Origin of the sequence: Caballeronia temeraria (assembly GCF_001544795.2) — a bacterium.
Classification (GTDB): Bacteria; Pseudomonadota; Gammaproteobacteria; order Burkholderiales; family Burkholderiaceae; genus Caballeronia; species Caballeronia temeraria.
In genome coordinates this window covers 45,015-62,205 of record NZ_FCOI02000022.1, presented here as the reverse complement: position 1 = coordinate 62,205, position 17,191 = coordinate 45,015, and the positions used below count along the sequence as shown (strand labels likewise).

General features: G+C 61.2%; 14 protein-coding genes. 9 read left to right on the top strand and 5 right to left on the bottom strand.

Features of this window, described 5'->3' with window-relative positions; genetic code table 11:
* Positions 1 to 102 precede the first annotated feature (102 nt).
* Together AWB76_RS26555 and AWB76_RS26550 are read left to right on the top strand one after the other, a co-directional pair.
* Entirely contained in the window at positions 103 to 879 is a 777-nt protein-coding gene (locus tag AWB76_RS26555; protein ID WP_061163105.1) for an IclR family transcriptional regulator, read from the top strand.
* Between the two features lie 93 nt (positions 880 to 972).
* Positions 973 to 1,518 carry a hypothetical protein gene (locus AWB76_RS26550; protein ID WP_061163104.1) on the top strand — a complete coding sequence of 182 codons (546 nt, stop codon included), beginning with the start codon at positions 973 to 975 and terminating at the stop codon, positions 1,516 to 1,518.
* On the opposite strand, the gene AWB76_RS26545 is transcribed toward AWB76_RS26550, so the two are convergent.
* Entirely contained in the window at positions 1,515 to 3,941 is a 2,427-nt protein-coding gene (locus AWB76_RS26545; protein ID WP_061163103.1) for a bifunctional acetate--CoA ligase family protein/GNAT family N-acetyltransferase, read from the bottom strand. The two genes, AWB76_RS26550 and AWB76_RS26545, sit on opposite strands and share 4 nt — an antisense overlap.
* 321 nt (positions 3,942 to 4,262) lie before the next feature.
* Here AWB76_RS26545 and parA point away from each other — a divergent pair, with 321 nt between their 5' ends.
* The gene (gene parA / locus AWB76_RS26540) at positions 4,263 to 4,925 is read left to right on the top strand and encodes a ParA family partition ATPase (protein WP_061163102.1); all 663 of its coding nucleotides are present in this window, start codon (positions 4,263 to 4,265) and stop codon (positions 4,923 to 4,925) included.
* Between the two features lie 24 nt (positions 4,926 to 4,949).
* Positions 4,950 to 6,014: a ParB/RepB/Spo0J family partition protein gene (locus AWB76_RS26535; protein ID WP_061163101.1), complete on the top strand. Its 1,065-nt coding sequence runs from the start codon at positions 4,950 to 4,952 to the stop codon at positions 6,012 to 6,014.
* An 87-nt stretch (positions 6,015 to 6,101) separates the two neighbouring features.
* On the opposite strand, the gene AWB76_RS26530 is transcribed toward AWB76_RS26535, so the two are convergent.
* The gene (locus AWB76_RS26530; protein WP_061163100.1) at positions 6,102 to 7,457 is read right to left on the bottom strand and encodes a replication initiation protein; all 1,356 of its coding nucleotides are present in this window, start codon (positions 7,455 to 7,457) and stop codon (positions 6,102 to 6,104) included.
* Positions 7,458 to 9,180: 1,723 nt separating this feature from the next.
* Here AWB76_RS26530 and AWB76_RS26525 point away from each other — a divergent pair.
* Positions 9,181 to 10,380 carry a DNA-binding protein gene (locus tag AWB76_RS26525; protein WP_061163099.1) on the top strand — a complete coding sequence of 400 codons (1,200 nt, stop codon included), beginning with the start codon at positions 9,181 to 9,183 and terminating at the stop codon, positions 10,378 to 10,380.
* A 24-nt stretch (positions 10,381 to 10,404) separates the two neighbouring features.
* On the opposite strand, the gene AWB76_RS26520 is transcribed toward AWB76_RS26525, so the two are convergent.
* Positions 10,405 to 11,445 (bottom strand): tyrosine-type recombinase/integrase, encoded by a 1,041-nt coding sequence (locus AWB76_RS26520; RefSeq protein ID WP_061163098.1) that lies wholly within the window; start codon positions 11,443 to 11,445, stop codon positions 10,405 to 10,407.
* A gap of 187 nt (positions 11,446 to 11,632) precedes the next feature.
* Here AWB76_RS26520 and AWB76_RS26515 point away from each other — a divergent pair, with 187 nt between their 5' ends.
* Positions 11,633 to 13,066: a DUF2252 domain-containing protein gene (locus tag AWB76_RS26515; RefSeq protein ID WP_061163097.1), complete on the top strand. Its 1,434-nt coding sequence runs from the start codon at positions 11,633 to 11,635 to the stop codon at positions 13,064 to 13,066.
* Between the two features lie 67 nt (positions 13,067 to 13,133).
* On the opposite strand, the gene AWB76_RS26510 is transcribed toward AWB76_RS26515, so the two are convergent.
* Positions 13,134 to 13,490, bottom strand: coding sequence for a DUF2471 family protein (locus tag AWB76_RS26510; protein WP_061163096.1), 357 nt, complete (start codon positions 13,488 to 13,490; stop codon positions 13,134 to 13,136).
* Between the two features lie 269 nt (positions 13,491 to 13,759).
* Between AWB76_RS26510 and AWB76_RS26505 the strand changes: the two genes are divergently transcribed.
* On the top strand, positions 13,760 to 13,948 hold the full coding sequence (locus AWB76_RS26505; RefSeq protein ID WP_061163095.1) for a CsbD family protein: 189 nt from the start codon (positions 13,760 to 13,762) through the stop codon (positions 13,946 to 13,948).
* 135 nt (positions 13,949 to 14,083) lie between these two features.
* On the opposite strand, the gene AWB76_RS26500 is transcribed toward AWB76_RS26505, so the two are convergent.
* Positions 14,084 to 14,686, bottom strand: coding sequence for a helix-turn-helix domain-containing protein (locus AWB76_RS26500; RefSeq protein WP_061163094.1), 603 nt, complete (start codon positions 14,684 to 14,686; stop codon positions 14,084 to 14,086).
* A gap of 155 nt (positions 14,687 to 14,841) precedes the next feature.
* Here AWB76_RS26500 and AWB76_RS26495 point away from each other — a divergent pair, with 155 nt between their 5' ends.
* Together AWB76_RS26495 and tdh are read left to right on the top strand one after the other, a co-directional pair.
* Positions 14,842 to 16,044, top strand: a complete 1,203-nt coding sequence (locus AWB76_RS26495) for a glycine C-acetyltransferase (protein ID WP_061163093.1) — start codon at positions 14,842 to 14,844, stop codon at positions 16,042 to 16,044.
* Between the two features lie 104 nt (positions 16,045 to 16,148).
* Positions 16,149 to 17,186, top strand: a complete 1,038-nt coding sequence (tdh, locus tag AWB76_RS26490) for an L-threonine 3-dehydrogenase (protein ID WP_061163092.1) — start codon at positions 16,149 to 16,151, stop codon at positions 17,184 to 17,186.
* The last annotated feature ends 5 nt before the right edge of the window (positions 17,187 to 17,191 follow it).

Sequence of the window (17,191 nt, the reverse complement as noted above, 5' to 3'; positions counted from 1 at the left end):
TCGATCGGTAATTTCCCTAGCCGGTTTTTCGTCGATGGCATCGGCGTTCGCTGACGAAAGGCTTAAACTCGGCGCGAATTCATGAACCGACCCAGACTGCACATGGACGTGGAAGACAACGACGCCGACCGCTACCGCGCGCCCGCGCTCGACAAAGGGCTCGATATTCTCGAATTGCTGTCGGAGCAGAAATCGGGGCTCACGCGCGCCGAAATCACGAAAATGCTCGGGCGCAACGCGAGCGAGATGTACCGGATGCTGGAGCGGCTCGTCGCACGGCAGTACGTCGTGCGCTCGCCCGAAGGCGACCGCTATTCGTTGAGCCTGAAGTTGTATGCGCTTGCGCATCGGCATCCGCCGATGAACCGGCTCATCGCCGAAGCGCTTCCGGTGATGCAGCGTTTCGCCGATGCGGCCGAGCAATCCGTGCATCTCGCCGTCTACGATCGCGGCAATTTGCTGGTCATCGCGCAGGTGGACGGTCCGGGCACGTGGGGCATTTCGGTGCGGCTTGGTTCGCGCGTCGGCTTGATCGATACCGGCTCGGGGCGCGTCATGCTCGCTTTTCAGACCGATGAGCAGCGCGAGCACATGCTCGCCGAACATACGAGGGTCAAGGGCGAGATCGCGCTGGATCGCACGGTGCTCGATGCCGATTACCGGCAGATTCGCGAACTCGGCTATTCGAAGAAGGACAGCCAGCAGACCTTCGGCGTGACCGACGTGACGTATCCGCTGCTCGGGCCGTCGGGCCAGGCGATCGCGGCCCTCACCTGTCCGTATATGCGACGCATCGATGAATACGTCGCGCCGTCGATCGACGACGTAACGGACTTGCTGAAAGATGCCGCCGCGTCGCTTTCGATGATGCACGACTGAACGACGCACGCCGCGCGCGTTAGAATGGCGACCCTCTCAAAAAGGCGGCGCGCCGTAATGACGTGCCGCCGTATTCAATCCGACGCATTCCCGATGGCGAAACTCCTTTCCGACTCCGAATTCCTCCGCTTCAGCGACCTTCAGCAGAAACAGGCGAACTTCACGATCACAACCGCTGAAGCCGATGAGCTTCGCGAAATCGTCGCGCGCGCGCAGAAGAAGCGCGACGATCGCTCAGCCGCGATGCAGGCGATCGAAACGTATATCGCGCAATTCGACATCACGCCCGACGAGCTTTTTTCTGCCGAGCAGATCGGCGATGCGGCGCGCACCTTCGGCCTGATTCCCGCCGCCAAGAAGGAACGCACGCTGCCGCCGCAACTGACGCACAACGGCAAGCCGTATCAGTGGACGTCGCGCGCGCTGCCCGATGACATCCGCGTGCCGCTCTTCGACGCGTTCACGTCGGGGCAATCGGTGAAGCCGTTCATCGCGACATTGAAGGACACGTCGCGCTGCGCGTTGACGATCGCGCGCCTCGAAAAGGAAACCGGAAGTACGTACGCCGAAGCATTGCTCGAAGAGCTGTCGCTCTCGCGCGCTCAGATCGACGACGCGCTCGTCAAACTCGCGGCCTAATCTGCGCGCGGCGGTGACGGCGCATCGCACAGCCGCATCCTGAAACCGACGACGCCCGGGTCGTCGGTCTTCGTCAATTCGAAACCGCTGTTGCGCGCGAGCGCGATCATGCCGGCGTTCTCGCGCAGCGCTTCGCCGACCATCCAGCGCGTGCCGCGCTGTTTCGCATAGTCGATGATGCGCGACAGCAGCAGCGACCCCAATCCCCTGCCCTTCATGTCCGAGCGCGCGGCAACGGCGAATTCGGCGGTTTCGTTGTCCGGATCGGCGATTGCGCGCGCGACACCGAGTGTCTCTCCCGTTCCTTCGCCGTTGGCCCGCGTGACGATCAGCGCCATTTCGCGGTCGTAATCGATCTGCGTCATGCGCGCGAGTTGCGAATGATCGAAGCTGCGAACAGCGCCGAAAAAACGCAGTCGCAAATCTTCGGCGGTATTGGCGGCGACGAACGCCGCGTGCGCTTCTTCGTCCTCGGGGCGAATCGGTCGAACGGTGACGCGCATCCCGCGCCAGTCGAGCGTTTCTTCGAGGCAACGCGGATACGGCACGATCGCCAGCGGCTTGCGATGCGCGCCCAACGTGAGTTGCGGTTCGTGAACGGCGACCGAATCGCGCGTCACACGCAGCGTGAGCCGCAGCGCGACAATTTCTTCGATATAGCAAACCAGTTGCGACAGCGCGGTCAGCGCATTGAGCAGCGTCTCCGCGGGCAACTCGCGCGATCGCGGCGAGCGCATGACGAGGTCGCGCGAAAGCACGGGATTGAGCGGCGGCAATGCGAAGTCGTGAAGTGCATCCGCGAGTCCGAGCGCGCCTTCGGCCTTGAACTCGAACACCGGACCGAACACGCGATGGTTGAGCAGCCGCGTTTGAATCTCGACGGCATCGCTAGTGAGTGAATCCGGCGGTCCGGGTTTCACCGAAATGCCGAAGCGAGCGAATACGCGCGCCGCACGTTCGCCGTTCAATTCGGCGACGCCGCTCGCGAGGGCAGTGCGAATCTCACATTGCGCGGCATCGATGTCTTCGGGGATATCGGCGGGCAGGCCATCGGGCGTTTGCATCAACAGCTCGCGGCCGTGCCGGAAATCGACGAGACGCGCGAACCCGCGTGCCAGCCGATTCGGCGTCGTATGCACGGGAATGCCGTTGGCGTGAAGTTCGTCGCGCGTGGCCGAATCGACGCAGCCGAAAAAGCACGCCAGCAATCCGCGATACGCGTGACGCCGCTCGGCAATCAGCGTGCGCGCGACTTCCGCGACGGGCGCGCTATGCGTCGGCGCATGCACGACGAACACGGTGCCGGTCTCGCGATGCGACGAAAGCGCTTCGAGCGCCGCGCCGAAATCGGCGGGCGTGGCGTCGTCGCCGAGAAGGAGAGGATTGCCCGCGCGTGCACGGGGCAGCGCCGCGGCTACGGCGTCGCGCGCGGCGGTTGGCCATTGCGCGAGATCATCGCCGGCGGCGCCGAACGCGTCTTGAGCAAGCGCCCCGACGCCGCGATCGCTCGTGATCACGGTGGCGACATCGCTCGCCGCGACACGACCAATGCCGAGCGTCTCGATTTCGTCGAGCAGATCGTCGAGTGAATCGACACGCACGAGTCCGGCACGGCGAAAGGCCGCGCCGTAGAGCCGGTCGAACGGATCATCACGGCCTGTGCGGAGAACGAGTACCGGTTTGTTGCGCGCAGCGGCGCGCGCGGCGGACATGAACTTGCGCGCCGATCGAACCGTTTCGATGGCGAGCAGGATCGCGCGCGTCGACGCATCGCTCGCGAGGAAATCGAGGATATCGCCTGAGTCGACATCGGCTTCATCGCCGAGCGCGACGATGCGCGAGAAGCCGAGGCCTCGCGCGCGCGCCCAGCCGAGCACGCCGTTCGTCAACGCGTTCGATCCCGACACCCACGCGACGCCGCCCGATTTGACACTGCATGCGGGTGCGCCGAGACATGCGCCGATCGCAGGTGTGACTACGCCGAGACTGGCGGGTCCGATTATTCGCACGAGAAAAGGCCGTGCGGCAGCAAGCGTGCGCGCGGTCCATTCGTCCTGATCTGCGGCGGACGACGACGGCTTATCCAGCGATGCCGATGAACCTCCACGTTGAGTCGCTTCGCCGACGATCACGACGGCTTTTGTTCCGCGTCGGCCCAGGCGCTCGACGAGGTCCGGCCACGTGTGCGGTTGAGTGCACAGCACGGCGACGTTCGGCGCTTCCGGCAACGCGTCGACGTCCCGAAACACAGGCTCACCACCCAGCGAGCCGTGTTTCGGATTGACCGGCCAAAGAGAACCGGTGAATCCAGCGCATCGCGCGCGCGCCCAAACCATCTCGCCGATGCTGCCCGCACGTGAAGAAGCGCCTACAACGGCGATCGACCTCGGCGCGAACAGGGTGTCCAGGTTGCGAACGGTCATGAAGGCTCCGGCACATGCGGCAGTGAGGTTCAAGCGCTTAGGATAGGCGATTTTGTTTTGGGCGTGATGACGGGGCCGCGGGTCGGTGCGATCGGCGAGGCTTTATGCGCACAAAGCCTCGGCAGTGATCGTGTCATCGGCAAGCTGCGGCCGGGCGACTTTATGCGCATAAAGTCAGAGGCCCGGGACAGCACATCGGCGGCTACTTTATGCGCATAAAGCCTTGTCCGGATGGCTAACAGGATCAATTATTGTGAATTTCGCTGGAAAAATAACTTTGCCAATGTAAAATTCAACGGACTTCAAAATTCGGAGCAAAACGTGGCGGCGGAAATCATAGCGATCACGCAGCAGAAGGGCGGCGTCGGAAAAAGCACGATAGCGATGCACTTGGGTGCGGCCTTTCACGAGAAGAAAAAGCGTGTGCTCGTAGTCGACGCCGACGGTCAGAACACGCTGATCCATTGGTCGAGCGCCGCATCGGACGGTGCAAGTGGTATCCCGTTTCCTGTCGTCAATCTCTCGGAGGCGGGCGGGCAGATCCATCGCGAGATCAAGAAGTTCGTCAACGACTACGACATCATCGTTGTGGACTGCCCGCCGTCGATCACTGAAAAGGTGTCCGGTGTCGTGCTGCTCGCAGCGAGCGTCGCTGTGATCCCGACCTCGTCGTCGCCAGCCGACTATTGGTCAAGCGTCGGCCTCGTCAAACTCGTTCAGCAAGCTCAAGTGATGAACGAAGACCTGCGCGCCGTCTTCCTCCTCAACAAAACCGAAGAAAAGCGCATGCTCACGCGTGAGCTCAAGGTCGCGCTCGAAGAACTCGGCTTCCCTTTGCTCAAAACGCAGATCCCCACGCGCGAGTGCTACAAGCAGGCAATGGCGCTCGGACTGACCGTGCTTCAAATGAGCGATCGCGGCTCGCGGCTCGCGGCGGCGGAAATTCGCGCGGTGGCCGACGAGATTCTCGGCATGCTCCCCTGACTTTATGCGCATAAAGGACCCTGAATGAAACCGTCCCAGTTCGCCAAGGGCTTCAAGGCTCGCCCGGATTCCACGAGCAGCGAGAAGCGCACTGCGCTCGACCGCCTCAATGCGATCGATGGCATCGTCGATATTCAACACGTTGGACAGGCCGCGGCAAATGGCCGATCGAGCGCCTTCGTCGCCGATGAGCCTGCCGACGTCAACGCCGGGCCGGAATCGGACGAGTTCCGGGCGTGGAGGCGTGCGAATCGCTACACGACGGGACAAGTGATCGAGTTGCCGCTCAGATCGATCAAGCCCAGCCCGTTCAACCCGCGACACTTCTATCTCAAGACCTCGATCGCGGAGTTGGCCGTCAATCTCGCGAAGCAAGGCCAACAGCAGGCGATCCACGTCATTCCCGACTATGAGAATCCGGGGACGTTCTTCGTGAGCGATGGCGGGCGGCGCGTGCGAGCGCTGAAAGAAGCGAACAAGGAATCGGTGAAGGCGGTGGTCGTCGATCTGCCGATCGGCATCCAGAGCTACAAGCTGGGCTACGACCTGAACGTTCAGCGCGACTCACAGACCGTTTTCGATAACGCCGTCGTCTGGCGACGATTCCTCGACGAGCAGCATTTCCAGAGCCAGCGCGAACTGGCGGACCATCTGGGTTTAGACGAATCGACGATCGCTGTCGCCTTGTCCATCGCCAAGCTGCCCGAAAACGTCATGCACGAGATGGTCGCGCGGCCGGACCGATTCGGCTCCAACATGGCCTATCAGATCGCGCGCTATCACACGGCCCGCGGCAGCGACGCCACGCTTCGTCTCATCAACAAGATCACATCGGATGATCTGAGCACACGACAGGTCGCCGATATCGTCAAAGGCCGCGCGAGCGCTCAGGACGCACCGAAAACGCCCAGCCGTCAACGCTATGCGCAGCGCCTCGAGATCAAACTCGAGGGCGTCGCGGTCGGCGATCTGAAGTCGTACGGTGAGGACCGTCTCGAGTTGCGGTTGCGCGGTTTGTCGCGCGAGAAGCGTGATGAACTGCTGCATCAGATCGAACTGATGCTTCAGCCTGTCGAAACCAAGGAATAAATGCCCTGACTGGCCGCCGGGATCAATCGGCGGCCATTTTTTGCGAGATAGGTTACAGAAACCAGAAGCGCTGCATAAGCGTAAGCGTCAACGCGATTGACTGAGCGTAAAAGCCAGCAAATCGCCGTCGGTGGGCTCGCCCCAGGTTTTTCGAGCCAGCCAGTCGAAAAACGATGTCTCGGCCAGCTTCGAATCCAATCCGCGCTTGCGCCAATCATCGCGCATGTGCGTGCCGAGTCCGGGTAGCACGTCTTCCTCGAAGGACTGACGCGCGATCTCCCGCTCTTCCTCCCCTTGCTCGTCGTACAGCACGCGCGCTTCCTTGCGACGATAAGCCGAGAATTCGCTCAACAGGCGAGCTTTGAGATCGTCAGCGGCGGCAACGGCCGCCGGCGTGCGCGAGGCAGCCCCACTCGCTGCCGGAGGCAGCGCCTCCACCGGCGGCGCGTAGCCCTTCTTCAGCGCATCCTTGAAAAGCGCTGCGGCGCTGCGAACCGGCGGCAAGGACGTGCTGCGCATACGCTGCTCGGTCATCTGCAACGCGGCGCGAATTCGATTTTCCTCACTGTCGGCGTACAGCGTCTGCGCGTCCTTGAGCGGAATGCCGATTTTCACCATCCGATCTACCAGCGTGCTGTCGAACACGTTCGGATGCTCGTCGAGCGCGAGCATCGGCTGCTTGCGTTCGGTCACGCGAAACTGAATTTCCGCCACCCGACGACCTTCGCGATGTTCGACGAGCTCGACAAAGATATTCGTGACCGCATTCACTTCGGCGATCGCCGGTCGCAGATAATCCCGCTTGAAATACTTGTACTCGCGTTTGGCTTCGTCACCGGCTTCGGTGTCGGGCGTACCGGAGAGGATCGGCCGCCACCATTCCCACGTCTCACGCATCGTGAGATGACTGGGGTTCGTCAGATAGCGCACGCAGATTTCGTAGAGCGCGAGTCCGGCGCTGCTGCGCAACTGGCTCTGAAACTGCAGGCTCAAACGCGCATACTGGACAGGATCCAGCAGCTTTTTCTTGATCTTCGGCGCGAAAGAGAATTCGACCCAGACGCGGCGCGTGCTCGGATCTTCGAGAATTTCAGCATCGGCGATGAGTGTCGAGATACCCCATTTCCGGCCCGGCTTCTGGCTCGACGTGCCCGTACTCCACTCGACCTGCACCGACACCATGCGACGCAAATGCTCTTTCACGAGCGCCGTGTCGTTCGAATCGAACGCCGAGTTCGCGACGATATCGGACAGCAACGCGCGATACGTGTCACCGGACTCATCGGCTTGCTGGGCGACCGCGAGGAGCACGTTGAACAGCTTTCTGGTGAGGAGCGTGATCTTGCCGCTTTTCGGCTGAATCGCAATGGCCTCGACTGCCTTGCGCAATTCTGCCGAGCTCGGGCTGACTACGTCGGTTTTCTTTGCGCGCTTGGTGGCCATGAAATGGTCAAGATCGATATTGCGAGCAAGGATACCGATTGGGGTGAACCCCGTCTATAGGGTGGACTTCACCGTCCAGGGGTGATCCTGAGACAGCCGCGCCGACTCACTGCGGTGCGGTCCCGTAAACACTCACCACTCACCGATCTGGCTCAGGTCACACGCGTACTATCCATGCGGGTAAACGAATTGCGGCCATTTTTGGCGCCACCGGAAGCATCAAGGAAGAGTCCCGAAAATGCTCACCTCAAAAAATTTTTGGCCGATCGCGAGGTATGTGGCGCGTCAGAGACAGCGCTGACATCATCGGTTTTTCGCCGGCACGGTGACCTTCGTGGCTTGAAAACGCTCGTTTGCGGGCGTGATTCGTCAAGCAGCCCGACATGAAGTCCCGAGAAAGCTCACCTTTGCCTGACATCCAGGGCTTGGCCACCCGGTTCCGAGCCTTAATTCACCACATCTTCCACCAAACCAACTCCTGCAAAGCCTCACCTTGCCCGATCTTCGCCATGACGTCGACCGCCTTCGACCGCGCCTAAGCATCCCGTAAAGCCTCACCTCACGACGTCCTTGTGGAAAAATTCAACGTCTTCGGGCACTTATCTCGCTTTGTTCACGTAGATGCAAGCACGTCTGCTCCCGAAAACCCTCACCGCAAGCAGCCTCTGTATGTCGTGAAAAGCCAAACTGGTCTCTCCCGAATTAGCTCACCAAAGCCAGGCTTGTCGCCGACGCTTGCCGTGTATCTCATTGTTTTAACGCTGTTTTTCCGATTTAACTTCGTTCCGTGCTCTGGATAGTGGAGACATTGCCGAACTGAGCTCCCGAATTCCCTCACCGTTTCGCAACGCTAGCCTTGGCAAAATCGCCCCATACAATCGCTTTCGATCGCTCCTGTAAAAGCTCACCTCATGGCTCAAATCAAGCACGAATGGCTCCGTCAAGCGATGCGCGCGGTGGTTATCGCCCCCGCAGAAGCTCACCTTTGAACCGGACGCGGGGTATTTTGTGCTAGAAACAGGCCTCCGAGCCCGAAAAATCTCACCCTCCGGTCCGAATTTTTCCTGAAAATGCTCACCGATCGGTAAAAACGTCCAAATGGGCTGCCGAAATCATAGGCTTTGAACGGTCCCGAGAACTCTCACCTTTCGACGGCGCCCACTTAACACTGCGCTTCTACGCATCAATGCTTACGCGGCAGCGTCCTCCTGAATTCGCTCACCTATGAAATTCAGTCTCTTCCCGAACCCGCTCACGTTCTGTCCCGCGGGTACTCACCGACGTTCCCGAAGCCCGTCACCGAACACTCCCGCAGAGCTTCACCATAGTTCCTGTACAGTCTCACCTGACATCCCGGAAACCCTTACTGGGCAAGGCTTTCCCCGGGCGTTAACGGTGTTAACGAAGTTCAAGGGTGTTTACTTCTAATACTCTCAAGAGACTTGGAAACTGCACAGAGCTTCCCAGTGATACTGCGCCAAAGTCAAAACCGCTCGTGAAACACTCGCCATATCCGTCAATTCAACTAAAATCGTTGTAAAATCATGGCCTTGTAGCCGCATTCTCAGGATGTTTCACGTAAGCCCCTGCTAGACTCAGGATAAACGGCGATAAGCTGCCAAATTGGTCAGACAGACAAACCGCTGTCCGTCAACACCGGAAATTCGTAACGTTCGACACGTAAAACGTTATGATTGCTCCGTAGATCAGCTCTTTTTCCTTTATGGACTCACAAACTCGCGACAATCTGCGCCAAGAAATCGAAGCGATGCGCTCTGCTGGAGCTCGTCGACAGGATCTTTCCCAGCACGCATGCAAGCGGCTTTTCTTTGATCTTGGCATTCGGCCGTCGGTGACCACGGTTCGCGAACTGACGCAGACTGGTAGCGCGAGTGACATCCCCAAAGATATCGAAGCTTTCTGGGCCGGCTTACGCTCGGCGCTGCGCGTGCGTATTGATGCCGGAGCCATGCCCGAAGCGTTGCAGGAACGCGCCGGCGAGTTATTGGCGGCGCTTTATGACGAGGCTCAAAAGCTCGCGCGTGCGACGCTAGAGGAAGAACGAGCGAGGCTCGACGCCGCCGTCGACTCCGCACAGTCCCACGTGCGCGACGCCGACATCCGCCGCGAGGCGATCGAGCAAGCCCACTTGCGTGCCGAAGCGCGCGCCGAAGCAGGCGCGGCACAGATTGCCGCTCTCGAAGCCGAGCTAAAGACGTTGCGAAGTCAGGGATCGGACGCGCAGGCGGGTTTGCGCGAGGTCATCGCTCGTTGGGAGGCTGAGAATCAGGAGCTCTCCGACCGTCTGCGTCAGGAGCAGGATTCCGCGGCGCGGCTTCGCGAGCGCATCGACGAACTTCAGGACGAATTGCGCCATAACACCGAGCACTACGCGCAGCAGATCAAGGATGCGGTGAAGGAAGCCGAGCGGCGTGTTCACCCGATGCTCGTCGAACTCGACTCCCTGCGCAGCATGGCGGCGACGTATCAGGCGGGGGCGCGCGAAGCGAGCCAAAAAGAATTCGATTTTATTCAACAACTTAGCGCGGCGCGGACCCGTGCCGATCGACTTGAATCGCAGGTGCGGGATCAGTCCAACGAGATCGACGCGCTCGTTCTGGAGCGCGACGCTCAGCGCGTCAAATCCGGCGCGAGCGCGGAAGTCGGCGCGTTGATCGTTTCGATGGCTGCACAGGGACGCCTGAGTTCCGCCGAGATCGCCAAGCTGGGCACGCAATTGGATGCGCACGTCGTCGCGCCGGCAGCCTGTCCTGCATGCGAGGCCGGCGAACCGGAGTTGCAGCGCCACGAGGACGAATACGAGCTCTCCTGCCCGAACTGCGAGCGGACCTCGGGTGCGGCGTCATCGAAGCTCGCGGCCGTCGACGGATTCATCCGATCCGCGAGCGTGAGCACGCCCTGAAAGCGCGTCGAACGAGCGCAATCATTAAAGGTGAGAGTTTTCGGGATCGTCGGCGGATAGGTGCGAATCCGCGTCGGGCGTACTTTCAGCGCGCGCACGGGCGATATCCCGCTCCCGTATTTGCTCACCCATCCATTCCTGCCAGGCGCGATGCAGCCGATGCACGGAGATCATCTGCTGCAATCCAAGCCACTGCCCGACGCGCTCCGGGTCCGTTCCATCCTCGAAGAGCTCCGCGGCGTAGGTGTTGCGTAAGGTTTGCGGGCTCGCCCGCGCGACACGCGACGCGGCGATGCCCGAGGCGGCCACGACTGCATCGATGGCGCGCAACATCGTCGCCTTGTGCATGGAGCGTCCGGACGGCGCTGCCGGGAACAGCAACTCGCCCGCAAGACCCGCCGTCTTGCGCTCGCTGATCCAGTTGTCGAGCAGTTCGACGGCGAACGGCGCGAGGCGCGCTTGCCGGATCAGCAGCGGATTCGACGCATCGACGGTGACGTAGGGCGCACCTGCCGCGTAGCAATCCGCAGTCAGCTGCGCGGCCTCGCCCGTTTTGACGCCAGCACCGAGAAATACGGCGACCAACGCCCGATCACGCCGCTCGCGCCAGCGCTGACCGGAGGGCAACGCGCCCATCGGCGAAAACAGATGCGCGACGAGCAGCGCGCGCTCGTCGTGGGTGAGAAAACCGGTCGGCTCGTTGTCGCGTGCCTTGCGCCATGCGGCATTGCCGTCCTGAGCGATGAAGCGGGCAGGGTTCGTCGCCGCCGATTCTATTTCCCGCACATGATCGAGCACGCGTTCGATCAGTCGAAGGTAGCGCATGCGCTGCGGACGGCGGATGTCCAGTTCCGCGACAAACTGCTCGATCACCGGACGTTGCACCGTATGCAGCGTCGCGCGTTTCGCGGCCAGCCATTCCAGAAAGTTTCCCCATTGCGCGCGATACACATCCGCCGAAGAAGCCCTGAACGACTGCTGCGCGAGCCACGCATCGAACGCCGCGTGGGGGTCCGCCTGCCAGTCGGCACGCTGTTGGTCGAAGAGATCGGAAGTGTTCGGCATGGTGTTCGAAGGCGCGTTGCGCGCTGTGTGGCACTACGCACAGCGTCGGGCTTCACGTGCCTGACGTCAAGCGCGCGTGTTCGCCAAAGTGTCGATAACTGTCTTGCCGGGCGTGCATTTCGTCGACTACTGTCTTTGATACCGCTTCCTTCCATCCAAAAATGCAAAGAGCAACAAGGAGTGAACGATGGCCCGACAACCCTGGCAGGAACGCCGCGCGAAGGGGCGCACGGCGCGCGAGCGCACGCCGCGTGCCGGGCAGGAGACGATCGGCGATGTCGATCGTGATCCCATCGAACTGCTGCGGATAAGCAGCAAAGGCCGTGTCGATGCGCTGATCCCGCTGCGCTATGGCCGCATGCTGGTGTCGCCGTTCACGTTTTATCGCGGCAGCGCGATTCTGCAGGCGCACGACCTTGCTGCGACACCGGACAGCGGCATCGTCATTCAGATCTGCGGTGACTGTCATTTGTCCAATTTCGGCGGCTTCGCGACGCCCGAACGCACGCTCATCTTCGATCTCAACGACTTCGACGAAACCGCGCCCGGGCCGTGGGAATGGGATGTGAAACGGCTCGTCGCGAGCTTCACGATTGCCGGCCGGCATCTAGGCCACAGCGATCTCGCCGCCGACGAGTTCGCCTATGTCGCCGCGCGCAGCTATCAAACGCATCTGCGCGAATACGCCGAAATGAGCGTGCTCGATCTCTGGTACGAGCGCATCAGCTTCGAGCGCATGTACGAGACGGTGCAAAACGATGAAGTGCGACGGCGCATCAAGCGCGGTATCGAACGGGCGTCGCGGCGCACGCATGAAACGATGCTGCCGAAGCTCGCCGAAAAAACCGGCGACACGTGGCGTATCCGCGATGCGCCGCCTGCCGTGTTCCACATTCACGGCGAGAGCACGCTGATCGACAAGAACGACGGCTGGATGACGCTGAAAGGTAAACGCGAGGAGATTGTCGCGGCCCTGATGCGCGACTATGTGACGACGCTCACGCCGGAGCGCGCAAGGTTGCTGTCGCAATTCACCTTGCAGGACATTGCGTTCAAGGTGGTCGGCGTGGGCAGTGTCGGCACGCGCTGCCTCGTTGTGCTGCTCACGGATCATCACGACAAGCCACTGTTCTTGCAGATCAAAGAAGCATCGACGTCGGTTGTCGCGAGATATGTGAAACACGCGAAACACGCGAAAAGCGCCGACGATTTCGAGCACGACGGTCAGCGCGTCGTTCACGGACAACGTCTGATGCAGGCGGCGACGGATCCGTTTCTTGGCTGGGCGACCGGGCCGCTCGGACGCAGGCTGTACATCCGCCAGTTGCGCGACATGAAGATTTCCGCGGAACTCGACACTTTCACCGACGACGTCTTTCGCGAATACGCCGTGCTTTGCGGATGGGCGCTCGCCCGCGCGCACGCGAAATCCGGAGGATGCGCACCGGAGATTTCGGGCTATCTCGGCACCAGCGATCGCATGGCGGACGTGCTGGTGCGCTACGGGCGCGGCTACGCGAATCAGGTGGAGAAGGACTACGAGGTGTTTCGTGCAGCGTGCCGCGATGGCAAGCTCGAAGCGCGTTCCGATGCCGACATGGCGGCGGACTTCGCGCCTTGAAACCGTTCGATGCGATCTGAGAAGTGCCAGAGCACGCGGATCTTGCCGCGTGCCGGGCGGGGACGCGTCAATGCGCTGCGATGACGGCTTGCGGTCGGCCCTGTCGTGCGGCGCGTTCGTAGGCGTCCACCGCGAAGGCGAAAACGGCGGGCAAGGCGTCGGACGATGCGACGTCGACGACGTCGTCGGTTTCCGGAAAATGGAAGTCGTCAGGACGCGCAAACAGTTCGCGCAATGCGGCTTCATGCCGTCCCGCAAAACCGAGGTCCGCCACCGCTTCGGCCTCGATTGCATGCAACAGCCGCCAGGTCAGCGGCACGCCTTTGTCGATGTATCGCGCCGCGATCTGACGCGTGATGCGCTCCAGGTCACGCACAGCACGGGCAAACTGCCTTCTGCTCAGATTCTCGCCATTCGTCTCCATGATTCACCCCTTCCCAACCGGTCTTATTGTACTGTACAAATATACAGTACTTGTTGCAATGAAAATAGAGTCGCGCCAGTCGACTCGGGTGTATGTGCGATTCCGCCTACGTGCGTTTCAGACATGCACCGCTATGCGCGCCGACCGACAAAGCGCATCGTTGAACCATGCTTAGGAAATCTCCTGAGCGGAACGCGCAGACGTTCTTTTCTGCGTTCGTTCGACGGCATTGCGCGGCCAACAGCGCTGCAAACCACGGGAGAACTGATATGAACAAGGATCAAGCTGAAGGCGTCGGCAAGCAGATCAAGGGAAAGATCAACGAAGGCGTCGGCAAAGTGACGGGCGACAAGGCCCAGGAAGTCAAGGGCGACATGCAGCAGGCAGCGGGCAAGGTTCAGAAAGGCGTGGGCGATGCGCGCGAAGACCTGAAGGACAGTGTGAAAAAGAACCCGTAACGCGGGTCGATCGGCGCGGCAATGCCAGCGCTGTTTTGAACGGGACGTGCACGATGCGCGTCCCGTTTTTCATTGGCGAGCGAGGACGCCTCGTCCCAAACTTGATGCGCATAAAGTCTACGGGCGGTCGGCGCGTCAGCCGTGAATGACCACGAGCAGCGCCTTGGCTTCCGCCCGTCCCACGTTGCGGATCGCGTGTGCTTCGTCGGCGGCATAACGCGCGGTTTCCCCTGCCTTCAGACGACGCGTCGCGCCCGATGCATCCACTTCCATCGAACCATTCAGCACCGTGAGATGCTCGCGCGTGCCCGGCTCGTGCGCATTCGACGTCAGCGCGGCGCCCGATTGCAGCGTGAGTTCGTACCACTCGAACTTTCCGGCCAGTTCGATCGGCCCCCACACACGCAATTGATAGCCGCCGTTGTCGCCACTTAGCGTCGGTATTTCATGCGGTCCGGCCACGCGGATCGCTTCTGCGGGTCTTTGCTGCGCGAACAGTTGATCCAGGCTGATGCCGAGCGCGTTGGTCAATCGCCAGGCGACCGCGATCGTCGGATTGGCCTTGTCGCGTTCGATCTCCGACAGCATCGACTTCGATACGCCAGCCGCGCGCGACAGATCGTCGAGCGTCAGCTTTCTTTCATTACGCAAGCGTTGAATGATTTCTCCAACACGCGGCGGCGTCGCGCCGGTGCTCGCGAGGTCGCCCACTTTTCCGTCTGAACCCGTGCTTGCCATGAATCGATCGATCCCGTAGAGTGTTCGGCATATCGGAATTACGTTCGAAATATCGAACGTGTCCGATGCGATGGATGCACTATAACAGGGCTAAGGGCCGCGCGTGCGCGTCAGGAAGCGCGGATTGCATTGGCACGCCAAGAACAAGGATTGCGATGAAAGACCGATACCTCTCCCATCTGCGCACGATGCTCGATGAAATTCGCGCGGCGGGCTTCTACAAAACGGAACGCGTGATCGCGAGTCCGCAGTCGTCGGACATTCGGCTCGCCAACGGAACCGGCGTGCTGAATTTCTGCGCGAACAACTATCTCGGCCTCGCGGATGATCGCCGGCTCATCGAAGCGGCGAAGAATGGTCTCGACGCCGATGGTTTCGGCATGGCTTCCGTGCGCTTCATCTGCGGCACGCAGACCGTGCACAAGGAACTCGAACATGCGATCGCGCGTTTTCTCGAAACCGACGACGCAATCCTCTACTCGAGTTGCTTCGACGCGAACGGCGGTCTGTTCGAAACGCTGCTGACCGAAGAAGACGCGATCATCAGCGACGAACTGAATCACGCCAGCATCATCGACGGCGTGCGGCTCTCGAAGGCGCAACGCCTGCGCTACAAGAACAACGACCTTGCGGATCTGGAAACGCGTCTTCAGGAAGCCGACGCCGCCGGCGCGCGCTTCAAGCTGATCGCGACGGACGGCGTCTTTTCGATGGACGGCATCATCGCGAATCTCGCCGGTATCTGCGATCTCGCCGATCGTTACGGCGCACTCGTGATGGTCGACGATTCGCACGCAGTCGGCTTCATCGGGGAAAACGGACGCGGAACGCCGGAGCACTGCGGCGTGCTGGATCGCGTCGATATCATTACCGGAACGCTCGGCAAGGCGCTCGGCGGCGCTTCGGGCGGCTATGTCGCCGCGCGCCAGGAAGTCATCGATTTGTTGCGTCAGCGCAGCCGGCCGTATCTTTTCTCGAATACGTTGGCGCCCAGCATCGCCGCCGCATCGCTGAAAGTGCTCGAATTGCTTGCAAGCGATGAAGGCGCGACACTGCGCCGGCGCGTCCGCGAGAACGGCGCGCACTTTCGCCACGCCATGTCGGCGCTCGGCTTCGATCTCGTCCCTGGCGAACATCCGATCATCCCGGTCATGCTCGGCGATGCACAACTCGCGTCGAAGATGGCCGATGCCTTGCTCGACGAAGGCGTCTACGTCATCGGCTTTTCCTACCCCGTCGTGCCCAAGGGACGCGCGCGCATCCGAACACAGATGAGCGCGGCGCACACGCCGCAGCAGATTGATCGCGCAGTCGATGCGTTCGCGCGCGTCGGCCGATCGCTCGGCGTCATCCGCTGAGGCGTCGCCGCCCACCTTTATGCGCATAAAGCCTCGAGGGACGGGCCACAAGCCCGCGACCTTCGAAGCAGCACCATCAAGACCAAACGTCAGGATCAAACGCAATGAAAGCCCTCGCCAAACTCGAACGCGCACCCGGCCTTACCTTGACGCGTGTGAAGCGGCCTGAAGTCGGCCACAACGATGTTCTCATCCGCATTCGCAAGACAGCGATCTGCGGCACCGATATCCATATCTGGAAATGGGACGAGTGGGCGCAGAAGACGATTCCCGTGCCGATGCATGTCGGTCACGAGTACGTCGGCGAAATCGTGGAGATGGGCCAAGAGGTGCGCGGCTTCGCTATCGGCGATCGCGTGTCGGGCGAAGGCCACATCACGTGCGGTTTCTGCCGCAACTGTCGCGCGGGCCGTCGTCATCTGTGCCGCAATACGGTCGGCGTCGGCGTGAACCGTGAAGGCGCCTTCGCCGAGTATCTCGTGATTCCGGCGTTCAACGCGTTCAAGATTCCGCCCGATATCTCCGACGATCTCGCCGCGATCTTCGATCCGTTCGGCAACGCGACACACACGGCGCTCTCGTTCAATCTCGTCGGCGAAGATGTGCTGATCACCGGCGCGGGGCCGATCGGCGTGATGGCCGCGGCGATCGCGCGACATGTCGGTGCGCGTAATGTCGTCATCACCGACGTGAACGACTATCGCCTCGAACTCGCCCGCAAGATGGGCGCGACGCGTGCGGTCAACGTGGCGAACGAGAACCTGCGCGACGTGATGAGCGAACTCGGCATGACCGAGGGCTTCGACGTCGGTCTGGAAATGTCCGGCGTGCCGAGCGCATTCACGGCGATGCTCGAATCGATGAACCACGGCGGCAAGGTCGCGCTGCTCGGCATCCCGCCGGCGCAAACCGCGATCGACTGGAATCAGGTGATCTTCAAGGGACTCGAAATCAAGGGCATCTATGGACGCGAGATGTTCGAGACCTGGTACAAGATGGTCGCCATGCTGCAAAGCGGACTCGATCTCTCGCCGATCCTCACGCACACCTTTCCCGTCGACGACTATCAGCGCGCCTTCGACACGATGCTCTCCGGCAACAGCGGCAAGGTCGTGCTCGATTGGACCGCGGACGCCGCCTGAGCGAA

Bases quoted from the DNA above. Each gene is read 5' to 3' on its own strand.
- AWB76_RS26555 (WP_061163105.1), top strand. From the start codon at position 103: ATGGACGTGGAAGACAACGACGCCGACCGCTACCGCGCGCCCGCGCTC.
- AWB76_RS26550 (WP_061163104.1), top strand. From the start codon at position 973: ATGGCGAAACTCCTTTCCGACTCCGAATTCCTCCGCTTCAGCGACCTT.
- AWB76_RS26545 (WP_061163103.1), bottom strand. From the start codon at position 3,941: ATGACCGTTCGCAACCTGGACACCCTGTTCGCGCCGAGGTCGATCGCC.
- AWB76_RS26535 (WP_061163101.1), top strand. From the start codon at position 4,950: ATGAAACCGTCCCAGTTCGCCAAGGGCTTCAAGGCTCGCCCGGATTCC.
- AWB76_RS26530 (WP_061163100.1), bottom strand. From the start codon at position 7,457: ATGGCCACCAAGCGCGCAAAGAAAACCGACGTAGTCAGCCCGAGCTCG.
- AWB76_RS26525 (WP_061163099.1), top strand. From the start codon at position 9,181: ATGGACTCACAAACTCGCGACAATCTGCGCCAAGAAATCGAAGCGATG.
- AWB76_RS26520 (WP_061163098.1), bottom strand. From the start codon at position 11,445: ATGCCGAACACTTCCGATCTCTTCGACCAACAGCGTGCCGACTGGCAG.
- AWB76_RS26515 (WP_061163097.1), top strand. From the start codon at position 11,633: ATGGCCCGACAACCCTGGCAGGAACGCCGCGCGAAGGGGCGCACGGCG.
- AWB76_RS26510 (WP_061163096.1), bottom strand. From the start codon at position 13,490: ATGGAGACGAATGGCGAGAATCTGAGCAGAAGGCAGTTTGCCCGTGCT.
- AWB76_RS26505 (WP_061163095.1), top strand. From the start codon at position 13,760: ATGAACAAGGATCAAGCTGAAGGCGTCGGCAAGCAGATCAAGGGAAAG.
- AWB76_RS26500 (WP_061163094.1), bottom strand. From the start codon at position 14,686: ATGGCAAGCACGGGTTCAGACGGAAAAGTGGGCGACCTCGCGAGCACC.
- AWB76_RS26495 (WP_061163093.1), top strand. From the start codon at position 14,842: ATGAAAGACCGATACCTCTCCCATCTGCGCACGATGCTCGATGAAATT.
- tdh (WP_061163092.1), top strand. From the start codon at position 16,149: ATGAAAGCCCTCGCCAAACTCGAACGCGCACCCGGCCTTACCTTGACG.